The organism is Nocardia citri (genome assembly GCF_054065835.1).
In genome coordinates this window covers 43599-65390 of record NZ_JBSUQM010000020.1, presented here as the reverse complement: position 1 = coordinate 65390, position 21792 = coordinate 43599, and the positions used below count along the sequence as shown (strand labels likewise).

At 65.3% G+C, this 21792-nt stretch carries 22 protein-coding genes; 13 read left to right on the top strand and 9 right to left on the bottom strand.

The features are described 5' to 3' along the window. The first annotated feature begins 178 nt into the window (after positions 1–178). The 4 genes from pheS (at position 179) to ACW2Q0_RS23400 (ending at position 6300) form a co-directional block, all read left to right on the top strand. Positions 179–1237: a phenylalanine--tRNA ligase subunit alpha gene (pheS, locus tag ACW2Q0_RS23415; protein WP_457193042.1), complete on the top strand. Its 1059-nt coding sequence runs from the start codon at positions 179–181 to the stop codon at positions 1235–1237. Positions 1238–1283: 46 nt separating this feature from the next. Beyond that, positions 1284–3788 (top strand): phenylalanine--tRNA ligase subunit beta, encoded by a 2505-nt coding sequence (pheT, locus tag ACW2Q0_RS23410; protein WP_457193041.1) that lies wholly within the window; start codon positions 1284–1286, stop codon positions 3786–3788. 405 nt (positions 3789–4193) lie between these two features. Continuing rightward, positions 4194–5462, top strand: coding sequence for a hypothetical protein (locus ACW2Q0_RS23405; protein ID WP_457193040.1), 1269 nt, complete (start codon positions 4194–4196; stop codon positions 5460–5462). Between the two features lie 67 nt (positions 5463–5529). Beyond that, positions 5530–6300, top strand: a complete 771-nt coding sequence (locus ACW2Q0_RS23400; protein ID WP_457193039.1) for an ESX secretion-associated protein EspG — start codon at positions 5530–5532, stop codon at positions 6298–6300. A 33-nt stretch (positions 6301–6333) separates the two neighbouring features. On the opposite strand, the gene ACW2Q0_RS23395 is transcribed toward ACW2Q0_RS23400, so the two are convergent. The 7 genes from ACW2Q0_RS23395 to ACW2Q0_RS23365 form a co-directional block, all read right to left on the bottom strand. Further along, entirely contained in the window at positions 6334–7362 is a 1029-nt protein-coding gene (locus ACW2Q0_RS23395) for a hypothetical protein (RefSeq protein ID WP_457193038.1), read from the bottom strand. Between the two features lie 42 nt (positions 7363–7404). Beyond that, positions 7405–7923, bottom strand: coding sequence for a hypothetical protein (locus ACW2Q0_RS23390; RefSeq protein WP_457193037.1), 519 nt, complete (start codon positions 7921–7923; stop codon positions 7405–7407). Between the two features lie 25 nt (positions 7924–7948). Continuing rightward, positions 7949–8716, bottom strand: a complete 768-nt coding sequence (locus ACW2Q0_RS23385; protein ID WP_457193036.1) for an alpha/beta hydrolase — start codon at positions 8714–8716, stop codon at positions 7949–7951. A 54-nt stretch (positions 8717–8770) separates the two neighbouring features. Next, on the bottom strand, positions 8771–9061 hold the full coding sequence (locus ACW2Q0_RS23380; protein WP_457193035.1) for a DUF427 domain-containing protein: 291 nt from the start codon (positions 9059–9061) through the stop codon (positions 8771–8773). 106 nt (positions 9062–9167) lie between these two features. After that, entirely contained in the window at positions 9168–9602 is a 435-nt protein-coding gene (locus tag ACW2Q0_RS23375; RefSeq protein WP_457193034.1) for an alpha/beta hydrolase-fold protein, read from the bottom strand. Between the two features lie 418 nt (positions 9603–10020). Further along, positions 10021–10230, bottom strand: coding sequence for a DUF397 domain-containing protein (locus ACW2Q0_RS23370; protein WP_457193033.1), 210 nt, complete (start codon positions 10228–10230; stop codon positions 10021–10023). Continuing rightward, positions 10227–11102 carry a helix-turn-helix domain-containing protein gene (locus ACW2Q0_RS23365; protein ID WP_457193032.1) on the bottom strand — a complete coding sequence of 292 codons (876 nt, stop codon included), beginning with the start codon at positions 11100–11102 and terminating at the stop codon, positions 10227–10229. The genes ACW2Q0_RS23370 and ACW2Q0_RS23365 overlap by 4 nt, the downstream gene beginning before the upstream one ends. Before the next feature lie 213 nt (positions 11103–11315). On the opposite strand from ACW2Q0_RS23365, the gene ACW2Q0_RS23360 reads away from it, so the two are divergent. Genes ACW2Q0_RS23360 through ACW2Q0_RS23350 form a run of 3 tightly spaced genes read left to right on the top strand, consistent with a single transcriptional unit; the run spans position 11316 to position 12424 of the window. Next, positions 11316–11810: a hypothetical protein gene (locus ACW2Q0_RS23360; protein ID WP_457193031.1), complete on the top strand. Its 495-nt coding sequence runs from the start codon at positions 11316–11318 to the stop codon at positions 11808–11810. Further along, a complete protein-coding gene (locus tag ACW2Q0_RS23355) occupies positions 11807–12148 on the top strand; it encodes a hypothetical protein (protein ID WP_457193030.1) in 342 nt (113 codons plus the stop codon). The genes ACW2Q0_RS23360 and ACW2Q0_RS23355 overlap by 4 nt, the downstream gene beginning before the upstream one ends. Positions 12149–12166: 18 nt before the next feature. Next, a complete protein-coding gene (locus ACW2Q0_RS23350) occupies positions 12167–12424 on the top strand; it encodes a hypothetical protein (RefSeq protein ID WP_457193029.1) in 258 nt (85 codons plus the stop codon). Positions 12425–12452: 28 nt separating this feature from the next. Here ACW2Q0_RS23350 and ACW2Q0_RS23345 read toward each other — a convergent pair whose 3' ends face one another. Both ACW2Q0_RS23345 and ACW2Q0_RS23340 read right to left on the bottom strand, forming a co-directional pair. Then, positions 12453–12839 (bottom strand): hypothetical protein, encoded by a 387-nt coding sequence (locus ACW2Q0_RS23345; protein ID WP_457193028.1) that lies wholly within the window; start codon positions 12837–12839, stop codon positions 12453–12455. Between the two features lie 22 nt (positions 12840–12861). After that, positions 12862–13395 (bottom strand): DUF3558 domain-containing protein, encoded by a 534-nt coding sequence (locus tag ACW2Q0_RS23340; RefSeq protein ID WP_457193027.1) that lies wholly within the window; start codon positions 13393–13395, stop codon positions 12862–12864. A 432-nt stretch (positions 13396–13827) separates the two neighbouring features. On the opposite strand from ACW2Q0_RS23340, the gene ACW2Q0_RS23335 reads away from it, so the two are divergent. From ACW2Q0_RS23335 to ppc, 6 genes are all read left to right on the top strand, one after another. Further along, complete coding sequence (locus ACW2Q0_RS23335) at positions 13828–16659, top strand: nitrate- and nitrite sensing domain-containing protein (RefSeq protein WP_457193026.1); 2832 nt, start codon at positions 13828–13830, stop codon at positions 16657–16659. Further along, on the top strand, positions 16656–17084 hold the full coding sequence (locus ACW2Q0_RS23330; protein ID WP_457193025.1) for a roadblock/LC7 domain-containing protein: 429 nt from the start codon (positions 16656–16658) through the stop codon (positions 17082–17084). The genes ACW2Q0_RS23335 and ACW2Q0_RS23330 overlap by 4 nt, the downstream gene beginning before the upstream one ends. Next, positions 17081–17515 carry a DUF742 domain-containing protein gene (locus tag ACW2Q0_RS23325; RefSeq protein ID WP_457193024.1) on the top strand — a complete coding sequence of 145 codons (435 nt, stop codon included), beginning with the start codon at positions 17081–17083 and terminating at the stop codon, positions 17513–17515. The genes ACW2Q0_RS23330 and ACW2Q0_RS23325 overlap by 4 nt, the downstream gene beginning before the upstream one ends. Positions 17516–17543: 28 nt before the next feature. Then, positions 17544–18128, top strand: a complete 585-nt coding sequence (locus ACW2Q0_RS23320; RefSeq protein WP_457193023.1) for a GTP-binding protein — start codon at positions 17544–17546, stop codon at positions 18126–18128. A 165-nt stretch (positions 18129–18293) separates the two neighbouring features. After that, complete coding sequence (locus ACW2Q0_RS23315) at positions 18294–18713, top strand: VOC family protein (RefSeq protein WP_457193022.1); 420 nt, start codon at positions 18294–18296, stop codon at positions 18711–18713. Between the two features lie 264 nt (positions 18714–18977). Further along, entirely contained in the window at positions 18978–21737 is a 2760-nt protein-coding gene (ppc, locus tag ACW2Q0_RS23310) for a phosphoenolpyruvate carboxylase (RefSeq protein WP_457193068.1), read from the top strand. The last annotated feature ends 55 nt before the right edge of the window (positions 21738–21792 follow it).

Genomic DNA, 21792 nt, shown 5'->3' with positions numbered 1-21792 from the left:
CTGCCGCTCTGGCCTGCGAGAAACCGCGCAGCGGGGCGCTGGCGCACCCTCGACAAGCGACACAGCGGCAATCCGGATGAATCGGCCCTCGCGCATCGAATACGATTCGACCAGGAACAATGTGGGTCGGCAATACCGTGGACCCGCGAACCGATCCCCAGGGGAGAGACGAACGATCGTGGCCGACGACAACGATGGAGTCGAGAACGCAGCGCTGAGCGAGGCGGCGTTGGCCGCTGCCGCGGCGGAGGCCGAGAAGGCGTTTGCGGCGGCCGCGGATCTCGATGCGCTCGCGGTCGCGAAGACCGAGCATCTCGGCGGTAAGGCGCCGCTGGCCCTGGCGCAGCGCGCGCTCGGCAGCCTGCCGAAGTCGGAGAAGGCGGATGCGGGCAAGCGGGTGAATGTCGCGCGGGCGCGGGTGTTGGAGGCTTTCGAATCGCGCCGCGCGGTGCTGCTCGCCGAGCGGGACGCGGCGGTGCTGGTCGCCGAGACGATCGATGTGACGCTGCCCGCGCGCCGGGACGCCGTCGGGGCTCGGCATCCGATCACGGTTATTTCCGAGCAGATCGCCGATGTGTTCGTGGCGATGGGGTGGGAGGTGGCCGAGGGGCCGGAGGTCGAGACCGAGCACTTCAATTTCGACGCGCTGAATTTCCTGCCCGATCATCCGGCCCGCACGATGCAGGACACTTTCCATATCGCGCCCGAGGGTTCGCGGCAGGTGCTGCGCACGCACACCTCGCCGGTGCAGGTGCGTTCGCTGCTCGAGCGTGAGCTGCCGATCTATGTGGTGTGCCCTGGTCGGACCTTCCGCACCGATGAGCTCGACGCCACCCACACCCCGGTCTTCTCCCAGGTGGAGGGTTTGGCGGTGGACAAGGGCCTGACCATGGCGCATTTGCGCGGCACCCTGGACGCGTTCGCGCGTGCCCTGTTCGGGCCGGATACCCGCACGCGCATGCGTCCGAACTATTTTCCGTTCACTGAGCCGTCGGCCGAGGTCGATGTGTGGTTCCCGGACAAGAAGGGCGGCGCGGGCTGGGTCGAATGGGGCGGCTGCGGCATGGTGAACCCGAAGGTGCTGATCGCCAGCGGGATCGATCCCGAGGTGTACAGCGGGTTCGCGTTCGGTATGGGGCTGGAGCGGACGCTGCAGTTCAGCAACGGCATCCCGGACATGCGGGACATCGTGGAGGGCGACGTGCGTTTCACGCTGCCCTTCGGTATCCGGTCCTGAGCTTGTCGAGTTCAACGAACCTTCGATCGAGAGAGCGAAACGTCAAGTGCGAGTAGCGCAGTCCTGGCTGACCGAAATCCTGCAGCGGACCACCCCTCACTGGTCGGTGACGCCGGAGGAGCTCGATGCCGGATTCGTCCGCGTCGGGCTGGAGGTCGAAGAGGTCGACAAGCTCCAGCGGGTGCACGGCGATATCGATAAGCCGCTGGTGGTCGGTCGCGTCGTCGAGATCACCGAGCTGACCGAGTTCAAGAAGCCGATCCGGTTCTGCAAGGTGGACGTGGGTAAGCCCGATCTGCAGGAGATCGTCTGCGGCGCATCGAACTTCGCCGTCGGCGACCTGGTTGTCGTGGTGCTGCCGGGCGGGGTGTTGCCCGGCGGTTTCCAGATCGCCTCGCGCAAGACCTATGGACATGTCTCCAACGGCATGATCTGCTCGGTCGCCGAACTCGGTATCGGCAAGGATCATTCGGGCATCCTGGTGCTCGAGCCGGGCACCGCCGAACCGGGCACCGACGCCAACGAGCTGCTCGGACTCGATGATACGGTGATCGAGCTGAACATCACGCCCGATCGCGGGTACTGTTTCTCGACCCGCGGGCTGGCGCGCGAGCTGGCGTGCGGGTTCGATCTGGAGTACGCGGATCCGGCGGTGCGGACCATGGCCGATGACGAGCACGACGCGTGGCCGGTCCGACTCGAGCCGAACTCCAAGTGCACCCGCTTCGCGGTGCGCCGGGTCATCGGTATCGACCCGAATGCGGTGAGCCCCTGGTGGTTACAGCGTCGACTGCTGCTGTCGGGTGTGCGCCCGATTTCGCCGGCGGTCGATGTCACCAACTATGTGATGCTCGAACTCGGCCAGCCTTTGCACGCCTTCGATGCCGCGAAGCTCAACGGCGGTCTCGTCGTGCGCACCGCCAACAGGGGCGAGACACTGCGCACCCTGGACGAGGTCGAGCGGGTGCTCGATGCCGAGGATGTGGTGATCGCCGACGACTCCGGGGTGGTTTCGCTCGCAGGCATAATGGGCGGTGCGACAACGGAAGTCGGCGCGGATTCGACCGATATCGTGCTCGAGGCCGCCACCTGGAATTCGCTGCTGGTCTACCGGACCGCGCGCAGGCACAAGCTGGTCTCCGAGGCCGGTAAGCGTTACGAGCGGGTCGTCGATCCGGAGATCAATGTCGCCGCGCTCGATCGCGCCGCCACGCTGCTGGCCCAAATCGCCGGTGGCACTGTGTTATCCGCGGTTACCGATGTGCGGGTGCCGGCACCGGCCGCGTCGCCGATCCGGATCGACATCGATCTCGCCGATCGGGTCGCGGGCGTGGTGTATCCGACCGGAACCTCCGCACGGCGGCTCGCGCAGATCGGCTGCACGGTCGAGGTGGGCGTCGATGAGGCCACCGGGCACGGACAGCTCGTCGTCACGCCGCCCAGCTGGCGTCCCGACCTGGCCCAGCCCGCCGACCTCGTGGAAGAGGTACTGCGGCTGGAGGGGCTGGAGCAGATTCCGTCGGTCATTCCGACCGCACCGGCCGGACGTGGGCTGACCGCCGCGCAGCGCCGCCGTCGCTCGGTGAGCCGGGCGCTGGCGTTCGCCGGATGCGTCGAGGTGCCGCCGCCGCTGTTCCTGGCCGCCGGGGTTTTCGACGTCTGGGGCCTGGATGCCGATGATGCGCGCCGCAACACCACGCGGGTGCTGAACCCGCTGGATGTGGAGCGTGCGGAATTGGCGACGACGCTGCTGCCGGGGCTGCTGGAAGTGGCCGTGCGCAATATCTCCCGTGGTGCGCGGGATCTGGCGATCTTCGGTATCGCGCAGGTAGTGCTGCCCGGTCCGAATGTGCGCGCGGTCGAAGCGCTGCCGGTGGATCGTCGTCCGACCGATGCGCAGATCGCGGAGTTGCTCGATTCGCTGCCCGCGCAGCCGGTGCATATCGGTGCGGTGCTGACCGGACGCCGGGAACCGCGTGGACCGTGGGGGGCGGGGCGTGCGGCGGAGGCCGCCGATGCCTTCGCACTCGCCGATGCCGTCGGCGATGCGGCGGGCGTCACCATCGAGCGTCGCCCGGCGGCCTACCTGCCGTGGCATCCGGGGCGGTGTGCCGAGCTGGTGGTCGACGGCACGGTCGTCGGGCACGCCGGTGAGTTGCATCCGGCCGTTGTGGAGCGGGCGGGCCTGCCGCCGCGCAGCTGCGCCGTCGAAATCGATCTCGACGCGCTGCCGCTGCGCGAATCCCGGCCCGTCCCCGTGGTTTCGCCGTTCCCGGCGGTGCTGCAGGACGTTTCGGTGAGTGTGCCGAAGACCGTGCCCGCCGCTTCGGTGGAGTCCGCGCTGCGCACCGGCGGCGGTGCGTTGCTCGAAGATATCGCGCTGTTCGATGTGTACGAGGGCGCGCAGGCGGGCGAGGGCCGCAAATCGCTGACCTATGCCCTGCGCTTCCGAGCCATCGACCGGACACTGACCGAGGACGAGGCCAGTGCGGCGCGTGACTCGGCGGTCGCTGCCGCCGCCGACGCGGTCGGTGCGGTACTGCGCGGCTGATCAGCTGATATCGGCCCCGGACGCTTCTGCGTCCGGGACCGATATGCGTTGTGGCGCAGGACATTACCGAACGGGCGGATCGAGGTAAGGCCTGGCAGTGCTCGCGACCGGCGGGTTGCCGACGTGTCGCGCGTCCGGCCGATCAGCTGACTCGAGTCCGGGCGGTATGCCGTGGGGCCGTCAACGTTGCGGCGCGGTTCGTCACTGCGTGGATCCACCTGGCCGCGGGTGGACTGGGGGTAGTCGGTTGATCTGGGGACGCCGGCACTCGACGATTCGCCGCGCGGTAGTGGGCATATCGTTTGGTATGGTAATGACCTCTGGACGGGTCGGGAGGGGTGGGGGATGGCGCACCGAGTGACGTTGACGCTGCGATCGATGGGCGGTTGATCCATGGGATTCGGCATGTTCGAGTGGAGCGCAGGCGATCTCGGCTCCGCGATGCTCGCAAGCTTGACCGATTGGATCGCGGGCGAGCAACGTCAACCGGGTGTCGATCCGGCCGCTGTGCAGAACAAATACAACCGACAGCGTGACGGTGTTCGCAGTGCCGCCAATGGTATCGGCTTCCACGGTGACTACCGACCGCGTTCGGTGCGCAGCCGCGACGACTTCGACAGGCCGACGACCGCACAGCTGCGCGAGAAGGTCGACAAGATCGACATCACCGCCGTCGACAACCTCGCGACCGCGTGGAATGAGATCGGCAAACGCGCCGAGACCTCCTTGGACACCTTCAATAAGGCGATGGAACGCGCGACCGATGAAGGCATCTGGAAGGGCGCCTCGCGCAATGCCGTCGCCAAGGCGGTCGGGGATTACAGCAACCAGGCGGTGCAACTCGCCAATGCCGCCAAGCTGACCGGCAGCAAGGTCGCCGAACTCAAAACCGGTTTGGAACCGACGAAAGCCCTTGTGCCGCACGCTCCCGAGCTTCGGTCGAATGTCGAGAACGCCCGGCATTGGATCGCGGGCCGCGGTTGGCGCGATAACGACGAGGCCGAGAGCACCGCGCATGCCGAGGCGGTTCGCGTGCTGAGCACCGTGTACGCGCCGGTCATCGAGGAGACCGACACCAACGTCCCGGTCATTCCCAAACCCGATAATCCCACGGCGAAGCCGGGCGAAACGCCCGCTGTGGTACCGGGTTACCGTCCTGGCGGCACCCAGGGTGAGGGTGGTGCCACGCCTGGCGGCGGCCAACCAACGGAGAAGCAGGAGCCCGAGAGCACCGAGCAGAGTCCGTCCACCGATCCGTCGAGTATCCAGTCGACGGCTGGTTCGACCGCCCCCACCAGCACCGAGCCGACCACGACACAGCCCGATACCACGGCGACCACCCCGTCGTCGACGACAACCCCGACCGGGACAGGCGCGCCGACCGGTTCGGGCAGTCCGAGCGGCACACCCGGGACGACCGGTCAGTCCCCGGGCCGAACCGTCACCGGCACGCCCACCGGCACCGCTACCTCCGCCGCAACGACCGCTACCGCCGCCCCGAGCACGGGTCGAAACGGCATGTCCGGCATGGGCTCGCCCGGCGGTCGGGGCGGCAAGGACGAGAACGAGTCCACCAAGGGCGTCCCCGAGTACTTGATCAACCAGCAGAACGGCGAAGAGCTCACCGGGCTCGACACTGTGCCGAAGACGGTCCCGCCGGTCATCGGTGAGTGACTGAAAGCGCCGAAGGCACCGCACCATCGGTCGCGGCGGAAAGACCGAGCGAAGACAGGAAGACCGCATGACAACCGCGCGGCGGTGGCGTTTCACCGCACTCGAATTCCGAGTGCTCTGGGAGTCGACCGGACGGGATGTGCTGCCCTATCCGCTGCGACATCGTTCCACCGAAGTCTTCCAGGAGGATTCGGATCGGCTGCGCCGGGCCGCGGCACAGGTGGTGGCCCCGCAGTTGGACGATGATCTGGTGCGCGCCGTCGAGGTGCTGCTGGCACCGGAGGCGCGCGTGGAGGTTGCGGGATTGCGTGGTCCGCGCAAGGAACAGAAGATCCGCGCACACGGTGGCGTGCATTTCCAGCACGCGGCGTTGGCGATTCAGCAGCCGGGCACCGATCACGAACACGGCGGGGATGTGGAGCTGATATTTCTGGCCGCCGAGGATCTGGTCCCCGCGGTGGTCGCGGTGTTGCCGGAATGTGCTCCAGGACAAGGTAAACCGATGCAGGTCCCGATCGAGGAGCTGGACCAGCCGCCGCCGGTGGTGCGCGACGCGTGGCGTCCGACGGTGCGCGAGGAGTTCGACAGATTCTTCCGTCGGCCGACCACCGCCACCGTGCACGTGGGCGTGTATCCGCTCGGCAGTGTGGACAATCGGCATACCAAGGGCCGCAAAGACTTCCAGATCACCGACTTCGACAATGACGGCCGCTATGTCAGTTTCGGCAGTCGTACCGTGACCGTGAAGCCGACCGATCGCCGGCGCGTCACCGCGACGCTGCGCGAAATGATCAGTCGCACAGTCGAAGAGGTCCGCAACGGCGATCACGTACGCTGAGTGCCCGCCCTCACCTCAGGCCGGCGCCGCGGATCAGCTGGTTGCTTCGCCCAGGATCGCGAGCACCAAATCCGAGGTGTAGAACGGCTCCAGCCGATCGCGAATCAGCTTGCCCAGCACGCCATCTCGCTTCGCGCCCGCGATGACAGCGGGGCCATACCGCAGGATCTCCTTGGCGATGTCGTCGCCGGACAGACCTAGTTCCGGCAGCATCGCGGCCAGCGTGTAATCGCCGTATTTGGTGAAGAAGACATCCACGCACTCGTCCACGAGCAGCCCGAAGTATTCCTTTTCCCTGGTGGTGACCGCGATCTCGTAGCAGAACAGCACCAGCTCGTTGAGGTCCTGCTGGGTCAGGTAGTCCCGCAGTCCGCTCACCGGCTCATCGGCGTGCAGATCCCAGAACTCCATCGCGGCATCGTGCACCGGGGCGTCGCGCAACATTTCCCGGATGGCGTTGTTGGTGCGCTTGAGCGCGAATACCGCGCCCTTGCCCGCCATATCGCCGATGAAGGTGCTCTCGGTGGCCTTCTTGGCGGTTTTGGCCGCCGACTGTCCCATGGAGATCAACGATGAGACACCCGGAATCTTGCCCGCGATCTGCTTATTGGCCTCCATGAAATCGGAAATGAGCTTATCCACGAATTTCGAGGCGACGGTGGCGACCAGTGGACTCTCGGTGAGCCGCTCCAGAATCCGCTCCTGGGCCTGATGCATGCCGAAGATCTTCTCCAGCAGCGCCTCGACCGGTTCGCGCTCGACCACCTGCCCCAGGGTGTAATCGTTGTTCGCGGCGATATGATCGTAGATCGAGTCGGCGAATACCCCGACCATATCCGCGACGACCGGACTGCCACCGATCAGGTCGATGACGGCGCGGACTGTTTCCTTGGCCTGGTCGATGCCGACGATATCGCGGAAGATGAGGGTGTCGGCCACCCCCAGCACCGACTCCACATCCCGGACGACGACCTCGGTGAAGCGTTCGCCGCTCAGCTCGGCCAGCAGGAATTCCACTTGGGCATCGAGTAGCCGTTCGGCGATCTCACGCGGCTCGCTCATCGAATACACCATCACATTCGTTGTTCGTCGCGTTCGGTCAGCTTACGGATCGTTGGATTCGACGTCGTTGCCGTGCACCGATTTCCGTATCTGTGCCAGTCGCTCGCGCGCCGCTTTCGCGCGCGCCTCCCATTGTTCGTCGGCGCTGCGGCCCGCAGGAGTCTGCCGGTCGAGTTCGCCCATCCCCTGCGCGGTACCGAAGCGCCGCTCGACTTTATCGCGAACCGACTCGAAGCTGGGTACGCCGCCGGACGAATATCCGCCCACCTCGGAGCCGGACGGCATACCGGTCGGCGGTACCGGCACCGCTGGTGCCGGAGAAAAGCCCCCGACCTGCCCGGAAGCACCGACGTCCGAGGATTGGTCATGTGATTGCGCTATCGCAGTGGCGGGACTCACAGCCGCATCGGAACTCGCACGACCGAGTCCAGCGGCCTCCACGACCGCGGTATGCACCCACGAGAGCCGAGGTCGTCCCGCGGTGGTCGTGTCGAGTACCGCCAACAGTTCGTCATCGGACAGTGCCGCGAGCCGCGCGGTGATTTCATCCAAATCACTCATATCGCCAGGCTACGCACCAGCGGTATCAGCGGGTGAGCAGATCACTTGTCCAGGAACGGATCAAATCCGCCCAGTCGACTCCGGCCGACATGATCAGATCGTTGTGATGCCCGCCGGGAAAGACCACCAATCGCTTCGGCTCGGGTGCGGCCGCATACAGCCGCTCGGCATGCCGCAGCGGCAGCAGTTCGTCCTGGTCGCCATGCATGATCAAAACGGGGGCGCGCAGCTTGCCGATGCGGCGCAGACTCGGATAGGCGTCCGGGACGAATGGGCTGGGCAGGAAGGGATACACCGAGCGAGCCGCGTCACGCAGACCCGTGAAGGTGGACATCAGGATCAGTCCCGTGGGCGGATGCTCGGTCGCCAGTTCGACCAGCACGCCACCGCCGAGTGATTTGCCCAGGTAGAGCACGCGATCCGGATCGACGCCGGGCTGTTCCAGGAGCGCCCGCCGGGCCGCATGGGCGTCGCGGTAGGTGCCGTGCTCGGTAGGTCGCCCGGTGCTGCGACCGTAGCCGCGGTAGTCGAAAGTCAGTACGTCCAAACCGATTTGGGTGAGCAGCGCGTAGATCGGCACCCGGTCGCCGATATTGCCCGCATTGCCGTGCGCGAACAGGACATGCCCGATCGAGCGTGCGGCGGGCAGCCACCAACCATGCAGCGTCTCGCCGTCGGTCGTACGGATGGACAGTTCGGTGTAATCCATCTCGAGGATCGACGGCGTCTGCACGACCTGCCGATCGGGCATGAAGGTCAGCGCATTGAGAATCGGACTGGCCGGATGTCGCATGTCATCGTTCTTACCCGGAACCGGCCACCGCCGCCCGCTGACGCCTCGAACCCGCTACAGCTCGACGACGTCGACGCCCTTCCAAAACGCGACCCGATCGCGCACCTGCTCGGCCTCCGGCTTCGGATCCGGGTAGTACCACGCGGCATCCGCATTCTTCGTACCGTCGACCTCGACCGTGTAATAGGAGGCGAGTCCCTTCCATCCGCACACCGTATGCGTATCGCTGTCCCGGAAGTACTGCGTCTTCAGCGACCCCGCCGGAAAGTAATGGTTGCCCTCGACCACCACGGTCTCATCACTCTCAGCCAACACCGTGCCGTTCCATATCGCTTGCACGCTCATCTGATCTCCCACCGTCGCGCCGGAATCCGCCACACACAAACCACGGATAAGGCGTGTAACCCAACCCGCACCTGCCGTATTCCCGCAGGTCGCGACGCCGCGATCTTTACCCCGCGCACCGATTCGACCGGAGAATCACTGCGCGGCGTGTTGAAAGGTGCGCGGCGGCAGATATCAGGTCCAGGACTGCGACGCCGCGCACCGACTGCTGGCCACCGTGCGTGCCAGCCGCGACTATGTGTGGGCGGTGTTGGTGGCCTGCTCTACGCCGAGCCCCGCATTCAGGGCTGGCCGGGACTTGGGTAGGGCGGTCTTCCAGTACGGCCATGAGTGGATGCCGAGTAGCAGCCGCTGAGGGCTGCGAGGGCTCGGAAATGTCGGGGTGCCGCACGGCCAGAATGCCCGCCGCGCCCGCTCCCATCGAAAGTCCGCCGACGGCGCAGACCCCGTTGTCCTTCAGTTCACGGTCGATCAGCGGGGGCCGCTCCGAGGTGAGAATGGTCTCCCACCTCTGGTGTCCGATCTTGGGGTCGTCCTGCAACCAGTCGGTGTAGTAGGTCCCCCGCCGCCTACCGGCATCACCATATTGACCAGTTTGTCGGCGAAGAACTCCTCTGCGCCGCCGCGCAGCGTCCAGGAGCTCGCCGGCTGAGATTCCGACGCGCCGTTTCCGTCCAGTAGCAGCAAGGTCGGCCGGGATGCCGATTGGTTCGCGGGCACCAGCACATCGAGGTGAATGGTCCGCTGCATGGTGGGGGCGCGTCGTGTGCCTACCCGGCTTACCCTCCGCAGTCGGGCGGGTTGGCCAGGCCTCCAGCCCGGTCAACCGGCCGTGATTGCTTGTCGAGGGGAGTCAAATGGTGGTTGCGGTAGGGGTTTCGAGCCACCATTTGACTTGCCTCGGTGGGCATGTGGAACCGCGGAAAGGGCGTAGTCGGCCCGAAATGGTCTGGTGGCCGCTACGCGGGGCGTTCGAAATTGCCGTGCCGGATACCGTTTGTGAACGCATCCCACTCCGACGGAGTGAAGACGAGAACCGGGCCGGTCGGATTCTTCGAGTCCCGTACTCCGACCATGCTCTCTCTGAGGTGCGCGACCTCGACGCAATCCGAACCGCTCGTGCTGCGGCTGCTCTTGAACCACTTGGCCTCGGACAACTCGGTGTTCACTCCGCGTACTCCTTTGCGATCGCTTCGATTAGGCATCGAGAGTCGTTCTCGTCCAACGCTACGCGCTGGATATCGGAGTACGCCGCCCGGTATCGCTCGGTCTCGCCGGGTTTATCCAGGTACAGCATGCCGGTGAAGCCCTCCACGTAGGCAATGGGTGGCTCGGTGAGGGCCGGATTCGTGTGTTCGGGGAACTCGAGGTAGACGAAATCCTTTGCGACCAGTCCCAAGTGATTGGGCGCATCGAACCTGACGACCCGAATCGACACGTTCGGAAGTTTGCCGATCTCGACAAGATGGCGCAGTTGACCAGTCATGACCTTTGTTCCCCCGATACGCTGCCGCAACACGGACTCGCTGAACAGCACCTCCAGCGCGAAATTCTCCGAATCATGAAGACGCTCCTGACGCATCGCGACCACGTTGACATCCCGTTCAATATCAACTGGCTGCCCTTCCGCCTCCCAGATGGCGCGCCGGTAATCCGACGTCTGCAGCAGGCCGGGCACTAAAGTCGACTGCCACGAGATGACTCGGCTGGCGGATTGCTCGAGCCCGACGAACATTGCGCGATCTGGGATTATGGCGTCGGTGTAAGACTGCCACCAACCATCTTTGCGGGACTCCTGGGCGAGCCACAGCAGTTCGCGTCGATCATCGTCACTTGCTTGATAAAAGTCGCACAGCGCGTTGATCATCATCTTCTTGACTTCACTGCTGCGTCCAGACTCCAAGCGCCACAGCGTCTGTGAACCCATCTCACACGCCTGCGCGGCACGGGTCCGGCTCAACTTGCGCTTCTCGCGCAGCTCTCGCAGCCGTCGTCCGAGCACGCGACGCGGCAGAGTCGTGTTGTTCGATTCGGTCGACAAAGTAATGCCACCCACCCTTTCGTTTAGCGTTACTCACAGTCATGTCAAGTTAGATGGAATAGTCAGCCTGTTTGGAGCGAATTCGATTCGGGCTGAATCCATTTGGATTGCTCTTACCGTACCCGTTTGGTGTTTTACTAGCTATGCGTCAGACGGTCGGGATGACCAACTAATCGGCTCCGCTCAACTACCCGATGTGGTGGCGAATTCGCGATGCCGCGCGCGACCGTGTTTCAAAATCACCACCGCCACAATATCTTTCGGAGGTATGCAGTGCCCGGCCTGACAGCAAGCGATCACAACACCGTGCCGCCTGATTCGCCGACGACCACGATCCCGCCCGCAAGCGTCGAAGTGAACGGGGCTAATCGCGAGCAGGAGCGGCCGAAAGCCGTTGGGTTCGTGCGCGGCGACATATCCGGACTGCAAGCGCCTCGGCACGCGACCGCCGTGCAGCGGCATGCCAGTGCGCTGGGCTACCACTATGTCTACACAATCCGTCCGCCGCAGGACACCGGCGATGCGATCGGCTACGCACTCGGTATCGCGGCGGGCCTGGGAGTGGCCACGATCGTGGTCTACGACCTCGACCACGTGGACAATCAGCCCGCGCGGATATGTGAGGACTTCGACCTCGAAACCGTTTGTCCCGCAACGACCTGGGCGCGCGTGTCGGGGCCGAAAACAGTCGAGACGGGTGCCGCGTGAACGACTATGCGATACTCACCCCGCCGCGGGTCTGCGGCCGTGCCGATGTGCGACTCTCGCATGAGCTGATGCGGCAACATCTGTCCTGCCGGGTCGATCGGTGTGTCTGGAAAGCGGCGGCGTACTACACGCTGGTGGCCGCGGGGCGTCTCGCGCCGCAGACGCTGACGCCGCGCGAGCGTGCCGCGGCGCGTGGCATCGACTTCCCGCCGCTGGAGGCACAACCGCTGGTGTGCGGCGGGCCGCCGCTGCGAACATTGCGGGACGTGCTGGACAGGTTGTCGGAGCTGGCGCTGCCGGTCCCTGGCCCGAATGACGCAGCCGAGCACAGGAATTGACGCCACTGGAGGCTGAAGATGCGCGAGCGTCGCACCGAGGTCGACGGGTGGGTGGCCATCTGGGAGATCGACCACTGGCATATCCGAATCATGTTTGTGCGCAGCCTTGTCGACAGTGCGCGGCCATTATTGAAGGCCGATGTGTCAGGGGCTGCGCCGGACCTGGCCGATATGCGTGAGAAATACCCGAACCTGGACCGGTTGTGGGATGCGGTGCGGCATGAGTATTGGGCGGAAGTGGTTACGCCCCAGGAACATTCGGAGGGGACTATTTGATTGGTGATCCGAGCAGCGGCGCTGTCGACTATCCGTCCGTCGATTCGGTATTGGTGTTGAAGTAGACGGAGTTGGTAATATCTTGGCCGGTAATACGCTTGATTGATAGGGCCATGATCTCGCCCATGTCTTTGACTACTTCGATGTGTTCGCGGATGATGGCGTCGATAGAGTTGGTTTCGCCGGTGGCTTGGCCTTTGAACATCTTGACCAGATCATCGGCCATGTGGAAATCTCCGAAGCCGGAAACTCTTTGCGCAGCTTGAGCCTGGATCAGCATGTCCTGAAGATCGTTGAGCCGTTGGTCGCAAGCGGCCAGGCATTGCCGTGCTGCTTCCTCGCTGTCCAGATAGAGCTCACCGGACTTCGCCTGTTCGGCAAATCGAGCCCACTGTGCGATATTAGATCGGCTCATCGCTGCTCTTCCCCCCTCGGAGTTACTTCGGCAGGCTCGGCACTATCGCCGAACCGGCCTGTTGTAGTAGCCCGCATGGCGGCGCGGGATGGTCCAGGACCGGATTGTTGATCAGCGTGAGCTCGATGATGCCCTGGTATGCGGCGAAGACGACATCGCACATCAGGTCATATGACGCACCCTCGACGCGGAACTGGCGGCCCTGTCGTCCGGCGATAGTCACGCCTTGGAACTCGACATTTCCCTGCTTCTGTTCGATCTCCCGCACGGTTCGGGCGCTGGAGAAGACTCCCAGGGAATACTTAGGGCCCTTCCAGTTACAGATCTCCCACCCGGATTGGTGGACACCGGCTACACCACTCTCTTTCGTGGAGGGGTTCACTCCGGCAGCGTTCAGCACCTCATCGGGGATCTGCGTACACGGATCGAACAGCGTGACCGGCGCTGCAGTCGTCTCGCCGCTCGCACTCGGACTTCCGTTCTTCGAATTCCCGCACGCGACCAACCCGGGCAGGACAGCCGTCGCGAGCAGCATCAACTTCAATCGGTGCGCCATCCCCACCCTCTCGACCTGCGACTATCCGGAGATCCTGACCCTATCAAACGCTATGTGGGGCATTGCGGTTGTGATGGGAAGTGGGAACGAGGATTCGGTCCGGAATCATGCACGGCGTATCGGCGGCACCGCCCGCCCGCGACGGTTGTCACGACACAGTGTCCGTCGGTGTCGCCACTGCGGAAACGGTGGATTACCAGCATGTATACAAATGCGCCCAATGTCTGTTTTATCCGGTTTTCGCGTTGACAGTGCCATACCCCTGGAGCAGGCTGCTCGTGACTTTCCGTGCGCTCATGATGGCGCTGTCGCGATTGGGCAATCGGAGGAGCTAGAGTGGTGCGTTTACGTCAACGATCGGAAATATCCGGTGGGACACCGGATGTGACTGCCGCCGCTGGAAGTGAACGCCAGGTTGCCGCGAACAGAATAGTGCGACCGCGCACGATTCGGGGGCAATTGGCCCGAATTCTTGTCGTCTCATTGGTTTTGGTGCTCGGCCTGCTGGGCGTGACGGTTGTCAGGGAAATCAACGCGTTCCGCGAGAGCGGTGACACCGTGCACGCGGTCTCGCTCGCACTGGCGGTACAGGATCTGGTGCAGGAGGCCCAGCGCGAGCGTGGGCTCAGTAATGGTCTGCTCGGCGGCGATATCCGGCTGACGCAGACGGTCTCCGACCAGCGGGTCGCAACGAATCGAGCGCTGGCCGCGCTCGTGCAGGCGGCGGCCGGAGATGCGCCGGGCGCGGCGCAAGTACGTTCGGCGATCGGCCACTTCGACGCGCTGGATGCGACCCGTACGCAGATCGATGCCCGCCGCATCAGCAGGCAGGCCGCCTTCCAGTTCTATACCGACGGCGTCTCCGCGCTGAATCGACTGACGCTGGGGCTCGATCAAGCGCGCGATGCCGAGGTCCGCCACGGCCTCGAGGCGCTGTACGCGCTCGGCGAGGCCAAGGAGCAGACGGCCAAGGAGCGCGGATTCCTCAATGGTGTCTTCGCCGCCGATGAGTTCCGCAATGGCGAGTACGTCGAATTCCTCGATATCCGCGCCGCCGAGACGGCGGCTCTGACCGCATTCGCTCGCGACGCGACCGCGGCACAGCAGGCCCAACTCGATGCGGCGTTGCGCAGCGAGAATGCCGTAAAGGCAGGCGAATCCGAGCGGATCGCGATCGCGTCGAGCACCGGTCCGCTGGTGCGTTCGGTGGATCCGAGCACGTGGTGGGCGCAGATGACGGCGGTCATCGATGAGCAACGCACGGTACAGCAGGCAGTCGGTGGCGATGTGCAGCGGCGCGCGGAGGCGCTGCGCCGGGTTGCGTTCTTGACGCTCGGCGGCTTCCTACTCGCGGCGCTGATCGCCATCGCCGCCGAGGTGGCGCTGGTTTTCGCCAGTGTGCGCGCCATCGTGCGGCCACTCGCCGAGTTGGCGGCGCAGGCCGAAGATGTCGCCAATCATCGACTGCCCGAAGTGATTTCGGCTTGGCAGGCATCCGATGGCGGGCAACCGGATCCGCCCGCGCCGGTGCGAACGCCGCACGGGGCGAGTATCGAAATCGCGGCCGTGGCAGGGGCATTGGACGGTGTGCAGAGCACCGCCTTCGAACTGGCTTCGGCGCAGGCGTTGATCCGCCGAAATACCACCGAGTCGATGGCGAATCTGGCGCGGCGCAACCAGAATCTGGTTCGCCGCCAACTCGGCCTGATCAGCGAATTCGAACGCGAGGAACTCGACCCGAAGGCGCTGTCCAATCTCTTCGAGCTCGATCACCTGGCCACCCGCATGCGGCGCAATGCCGAAAGTCTGCTGGTGCTGGTCGGTGAGGCCAGCCCACGGCGCTGGGCCGAGCCGATCGCGCTCACCGATGTGATTCGTGCCGGGTTGTCGGAGGTCGACGACTATCGCCGGGTGGTACTGCGCCGGGTGGACGATATCGCGATTACGGGCGCGGTGGTCAGCGACCTGGCGCATATGCTCGCCGAGCTGATCGAGAACGGATTGGCCTTCTCCCCACCGGATCTGGAGGTGGAGATCTACGGCCGCAAGCTGGCGTCGGAATATCTACTCGCCGTGGTCGATCACGGTGTGGGCATGTCGGTGGAGCAGTTGGACGAGGCGAATGCTCGGCTGCGCGGCGAGACCGATTTCGTTGTCGCGCCGACGCGGTATCTGGGACATTACGTGGTCGGCAGGCTGGCGCGGCGGCTCGGGATCGATGTCGAGTTGAATGTATCGCCGGTGAGCGGGATCGTCGCGCGGCTGCTGTTGCCCGCGGGAATCATTGCGGGCGAGAAGGATCGGGCCGTGCACGCAGCGAAAGAGTGGAACGATGCGGCTTCGCTGACCGGTGCCCAAGGACATGTCGAGCCGGTGCCGGCGGTGGCGGGATCTCTTGCGGGCGCGGCTGTTTCGCCTGTACCGACGCTCGGTACGCCGAGGCACAGTGCTCCGGTGAACGGCACTCGAGGGCCGGTTGGCCCGACCAATGGCGCTCCGGTGCCTGGCGCTCGGGTGCCCGATGCGTCGGCGCCCGGCGATCCGGTATCCGATGTGCCGACCCATGATGTGCGAACGACCGGCGCATCCGACCCCGACAGCACCGCTTTTCGGCCAGCGAGGTCTGGCGCGCCCGCGCACTACCGGCAGGGATTCGCCTCGCCCACACCGACACCCGCGCCGTTCGCCCAATTCCTTTCCGAGCCAGACGATTCCGGAGACGGTGCCGGGATCGATGGATTCGTACCCACACGCAACGGAAGCAATGAATCGTTGACGGGCCTACCCAGCGCTACCGGGAGTGAAAGCACCAGTCGTCCTCTGAACGGCGGATCCACAGTCAACGGATCCGGTCGCCCTACCGACGGCGCACTCGCCTCGGAGCGGGCGCGGCCCGATGGATCGTCATCGGCTGACGGATCGCTATGGCAGATTCCCGAAACGCCGACAGCGGCGCCGCAATCCGACGGTGCGCCCACCGGTGTGCGGCGAACCAAGAACGGATTGGTCAAGCGCAACAAGCGAGCACGCACAGCCGAAGTGGGAAGTGCCAGCGCACCAACGGCGCTCATAGCCAACCGGCCCAGCTCAGCGGCCGTGGAACGCTCACCGGCCGAAACTCGTAGCATGCTCACGTCATTTCGGGCCGGACACGAGCGCGGCGCCTTCACCCCGCCGCGAGCCGCGACGTCCGAAGACATTCCGCGCGCCACGGATTCGGCGCAAACCTCGGCCACACCCGCCATCGCAGAGGAGATTCGGTGACCAGCCACATACCGACCGCGGACCCGCACACCTTCAACTGGATGCTGGCCAACTTCGTGCGCAATACCGACGGCGTTCGCGACACCGTCGCCGTCTCCTCCGACGGCCTGCTCATCGCCATGTCCGAGGGACTGGACCGCACCGGTGCGGATCGACTCGCCGCCATGGTCTCCGGGCTGTCCAGCTTGGCCCGAAGTGCTTCGCGCAGTTACGCATTCGACGGTCTTAAGCTGATCATGATCGAGATGAAGCGCGGTTTCCTTTTGGTCTCCGCCCTCGGTGACGGCAGCTGCCTCGGCGTCATCGCCGACGGCGGTTGCGATGTCGGTCTGGTCGGCTACGAGATGGCGGTGCTGGCCGAACGCGCCGGCGCGCTGCTCGATCCGGCGCTCATCTCGGAATTGCGAGAATCGTTGCGCCGATGAGAGATCCGTACCGGACGCGGCTACCGGACCCGCGGATGATCCCGGTGAACCAATCCTCGCGGCTCCCAGCGAACCGACCGCCGCAGGACGGTCCGGACGATCGGGTCCCCGACGACCGATTCGTGCGCCCCTTCGTCGTCACGGCGGGGCGCACCACGCCACTGATCGACGGGCTGCGCATCGAAACACTGGTGCGAGCAACGCCTGCCGCGCTATCGGCACCGCTGCACTTCGAACAGCGCACCGTCGTGACGCTGTGTCAGCAGCCGCATTCCATTGCCGAAATCGGGACGGCGCTGCATGTTCCGCTCGGCGTCGCGAAGGTTATCGTCAGCGATCTCGCGGCGGCCGGGCATGTTTCGGTCCGGGACGCCCCCGAACTTTCCACCGCAGCAATCGAGAGGATCAGGGACCTTGTACGGGCACTCTGAATATCGGACACCGCAAGCCGAGCGGCCCATGCCGGCATCGGTCAAGATCGTGATCAGCGGTGGATTCGGTGTCGGCAAAACAACATTCATCGGCGCGATATCCGAAATCGAACCGCTGGTGACCGAGGCGGCCATGACCGAAGTCGCCATCGGCGTCGACGATCCTGGTCGGCGCGCCGATAAGGCCCAGACCACGGTGGCGCTCGACTTCGGCCGCATCACCCTCGACAACTCGCTGGTCCTCTACCTTTTCGGCACCCCCGGTCAGGACCGCTTCGTCTTCCTGTGGGACGACCTGGTCGACGGCGCGCTCGGCGCGGTGATCGTGGTGGATACCGGCCGGGTCGAGGACTGCTATCCGGTGCTCGACTACTTCGAACAGCACAACACGCCATTCGTAGTGGTGGTCAACCGTTTCGAACAGGGCGAGCACTTCGAACTCGACGAGGTCCGTGAGGCATTGGAGCTCGACGACGGTATTCCGATCCTGGAATGCGACGCGCGCGAACGGGAATCGGTGAAACAGGTGCTGGTCGCACTGCTCGAACAGGTACTCGCGCAGCGGCTGTCCCGCACCCCGCGCGCCCGCCCGCGAGGTCGGCTGACCCCGTAGCCTCGTGGGTGAGTAGAAGGAACCGATGCTGCATGGGGAGTGAGTGTGCCGGTGCCGCGACCCGGGGCGCTGCGATAGATATGCGGATTCTCGCGGGATCACCGATGAATTCCGGACGCGCTCGCCGTCTTTGCTGGTGAATCCGCTCGACACAAGGAGATATCAATGAGCAACGGCAAGGACTTCACTCTCATGCACGTCGCGGTGCTGGTCGGCGACCAGGACAAGGCGCTGCAGTTCTACCGGGATGTGATCGGCTTCGAGGTCCGCCAGGATATGCCGTTTCCGGGCGGTCGCTGGCTGACCGTCGGACCGGCCGCGCAGCCGGGTCTCGAGTTCATCCTGGAGAACCCGGAGATGAACCCGAACGAGGCCGCGCGCGAGGCCGCCAAGGCCCGGCTGGCCAGCGGTGCGCAGGGCACCCTGATCTTCACCACCGAGGCCGTCGACGACACCTTCGCCCGGCTGCGCGATGCGGGTGTCGATGTCGATCAGGAGCCGATCACCCAGCCCTACGGCGTACGGGATTGCGGTTTCCGCGACCCGTGGGGCAACCACTTGCGGTTCTCCCAGCTGCTCGGCTGATCCGGCGAACTCGCCGATGCCGACACCGTTCGGCATCGGCGAGCACCGAATGCTCGGGACGACCCGCGCGAGCACTGCGATCCGCAGCTTGCCCGCGCTGGTCGGTCGGAACGTGTGACCTGTGCGAACCGCTTCGAGGCCGTGTTCGCCATCACCGCGAAGGTCCGATTTCGGCGCAGTAGTGTCGAGTTCATGAGCGAGCGCACCGAGCGAGTCATCGACACCGCGCCCTCGGGCGTAACCGGGCCGAACGCCGCCGAGCGACTGTCGGAGACGACCACGGACGCCACCCGGCCGCTACGGGACGATATTCGCTTCCTCGGTGGCGTGCTCGGTGACACCATCCGCGATCACGAGGGCCCCGAGGTCTTCGACTTGATCGAACGGGTACGGATCGAGGCGTTCCGGGTGCGGCGCGAGGAGGTCGAGCGCAGCGCGGTGGCGGAGATGCTCGATGGCGTCGATATCGCGGTCGCGCTGCCGTTGATCCGGGCGTTCACCTACTTCGTGCTGTTGGCGAATCTCGCCGAGGATATCCAGCGCGATCGGCGGCGCGCGGCGCACGAGGCGGCGGGGGAGCCACCGCAGGATTCCTCGCTGGCGTCGACCTACCGCAAACTCGATGCGGCGGCCCTGGATGGTGCCGAAGTCGCCGATGTGCTCACCGACGCCTTGGTATCGCCGGTGATCACCGCCCATCCGACCGAAACCCGGCGCCGCACCGTATTCGACGCGCAGACCCGCATTACCGAGTTGATGCGTTTGCGGCAGCGCTATACCGAGACCGAGCGGGCACGTGCGGATCTGGAGCTGCGGATCCGCCGCCAGGTGCTCTCGCTGTGGCGCACCGCGCTGATTCGATTGCAGCGCTTGCAGATTCAGGACGAGATCGTGGTCGGTCTGCGCTACTACGACATCACGCTCTTCGATGTCATTCCGGCGATCAACGCGGAAGTGCGAGCGGCGCTGCGGTCGCGGTGGCCGGGCCTGGACTTGCTGCCGCGGCCGATCCTGCGTCCCGGATCGTGGATCGGTGGCGATCGTGACGGAAACCCCTATGTGACAGCGGATGTCGTGCGTCAGGCGGCATCGCAGGCGTCGGCGGTGGCGTTCGGCCGGTATCTGCACGAGCTGGTGGAGCTGGAGAAATCGCTGTCGCAATCGGCGCGGCTGGTGTGCGTGACGCCGGAGGTGGGCGCCCTGGCCGAGGCCGGTTATCCCGATGCCGCCACGCATTCGGATGAACCGTACCGCCGTGCCCTGCACCGGGTTCGGGCGCGCCTGTCGGCATCGGCGGTTGCCGCGCTCGGCGAATTGCCTTCGGACGGACTGGATTTGGGCGCGCCGGCCTACGCGACGCCCCAGGCGGTACTGGACGACCTGGATGCGGTCGATGTCTCGTTGCGGGCCAGCGGCGACGGCCCGCTCGCCGACGACCGGTTGGCCGCACTGCGATATGCCGTCGAGACATTCGGATTCCATCTGCAGAGCCTGGATATGCGGCAGAACTCCGAAGTGCACGAACAGGTCGTCACCGAGCTGCTGGCCTGGGCGGGTGTCCATCAGGACTACGCGAGCCTCGCCGAGCCCGCGCGGGTGGAACTGCTCGCCGCCGAGTTGCGCACGCGCCGTCCGCTGCTCGGCCCGCATGCGCGGCTCAGCGAACTCGCGACCAAGGAACTCGATATCGTCCGTGCCGCACGCGATGTCGTCGACACCTTCGGCGCCGAGGCGGTGCAGAACTACATCATCAGCATGTGCACCTCGGTCAGCGACATGCTGGAGGCGGCGCTGCTGCTGAAGGAGGGCGGTCTGCTCGATCCCGGCGAGCCGGATGGGCGGCCGAGCTGTCCGGTGAATATCGTGCCGCTGTTCGAGACCATCGAGGATCTGGGTGCCGGCGCGGCGACCCTGGCCGCGGTCCTGGATGTCCCCGTATATCGAGAGCTGGTGGCCGCCAAGGGCATGCGGCAGGAGGTAATGCTCGGATACTCCGATTCCAATAAGGACGGTGGGTATCTGGCCGCCAACTGGGCGCTCTACCGGGCAGAGCTGGATCTCGTCGAGGTGGCGCGCAAGAGCGGGATTCGCTTGCGGCTGTTCCACGGTCGCGGCGGCACGGTCGGTCGCGGTGGCGGGCGCAGCTATGACGCGATTCTCGCCCAGCCTGTCGGTGCCGTGCGGGGTTCGCTGCGGTTGACCGAACAGGGTGAGGTGATCGCGGCCAAGTACGCGGAATCCGGTGCGGCGCATCGCAATCTGGAATCGTTGATCGCGGGCACCCTGGAGTCGACGCTGCTCGATGTGGAGGGGCTCGGTCCCGATGCCGAACCGTCCTATGAACTCATGGACGATCTGGCGGCGCGGGCCCGTGCGGCCTATGCGCGCCTGGTGCACGAAACACCCGGATTCGTCGAATATTTCCGGCAGTCCACGCCGGTCGCCGAGGTCGGCGACCTGAATATCGGCAGTCGCCCCGCCTCCCGCAAGCCGACGAATTCGGTCAGCGATCTGCGGGCCATCCCGTGGGTGATGTCGTGGAGCCAGGCCCGCGTCATGCTGCCGGGCTGGTATGGGACCGGATCGGCGCTGCAGGAGTGGGTCGGTGATGATCCCGACCGCCTGGCGATCCTGTCCGACCTCTACCGCCGCTGGCCGTTCTTCCGGACGGTGCTGTCGAATCTGGCCCAGGTCATGGCCAAGAGCGACCTGGATATCGCGGCCAGGTACGCCGAACTCGTCGACGATGTGGCCTTGCGCGAGCACATCTTCGGGATGATCCGAGACGAGCACGCCCGCACCATCCGCATGCACGCCGCGATCACCGGCAACGATCACCTGCTCGCCGACAACCCGGCACTGGCGGAGTCGATCCACAACCGGTTCCCGTATCTGGAGCCGCTGAACCAGATGCAGGTCGAGTTGCTGCGCCGGCTGCGGGCGGGCGACGATTCCGAACTCGTCAAACGTGGCATCCTGCTGACCATGAACGGACTCGCGACCGCACTGCGCAACTCCGGTTAGACGACAATCGGCGCGCGGTCGAGACGCGACTGAAGGTCGGGACGGTTCCACCGAG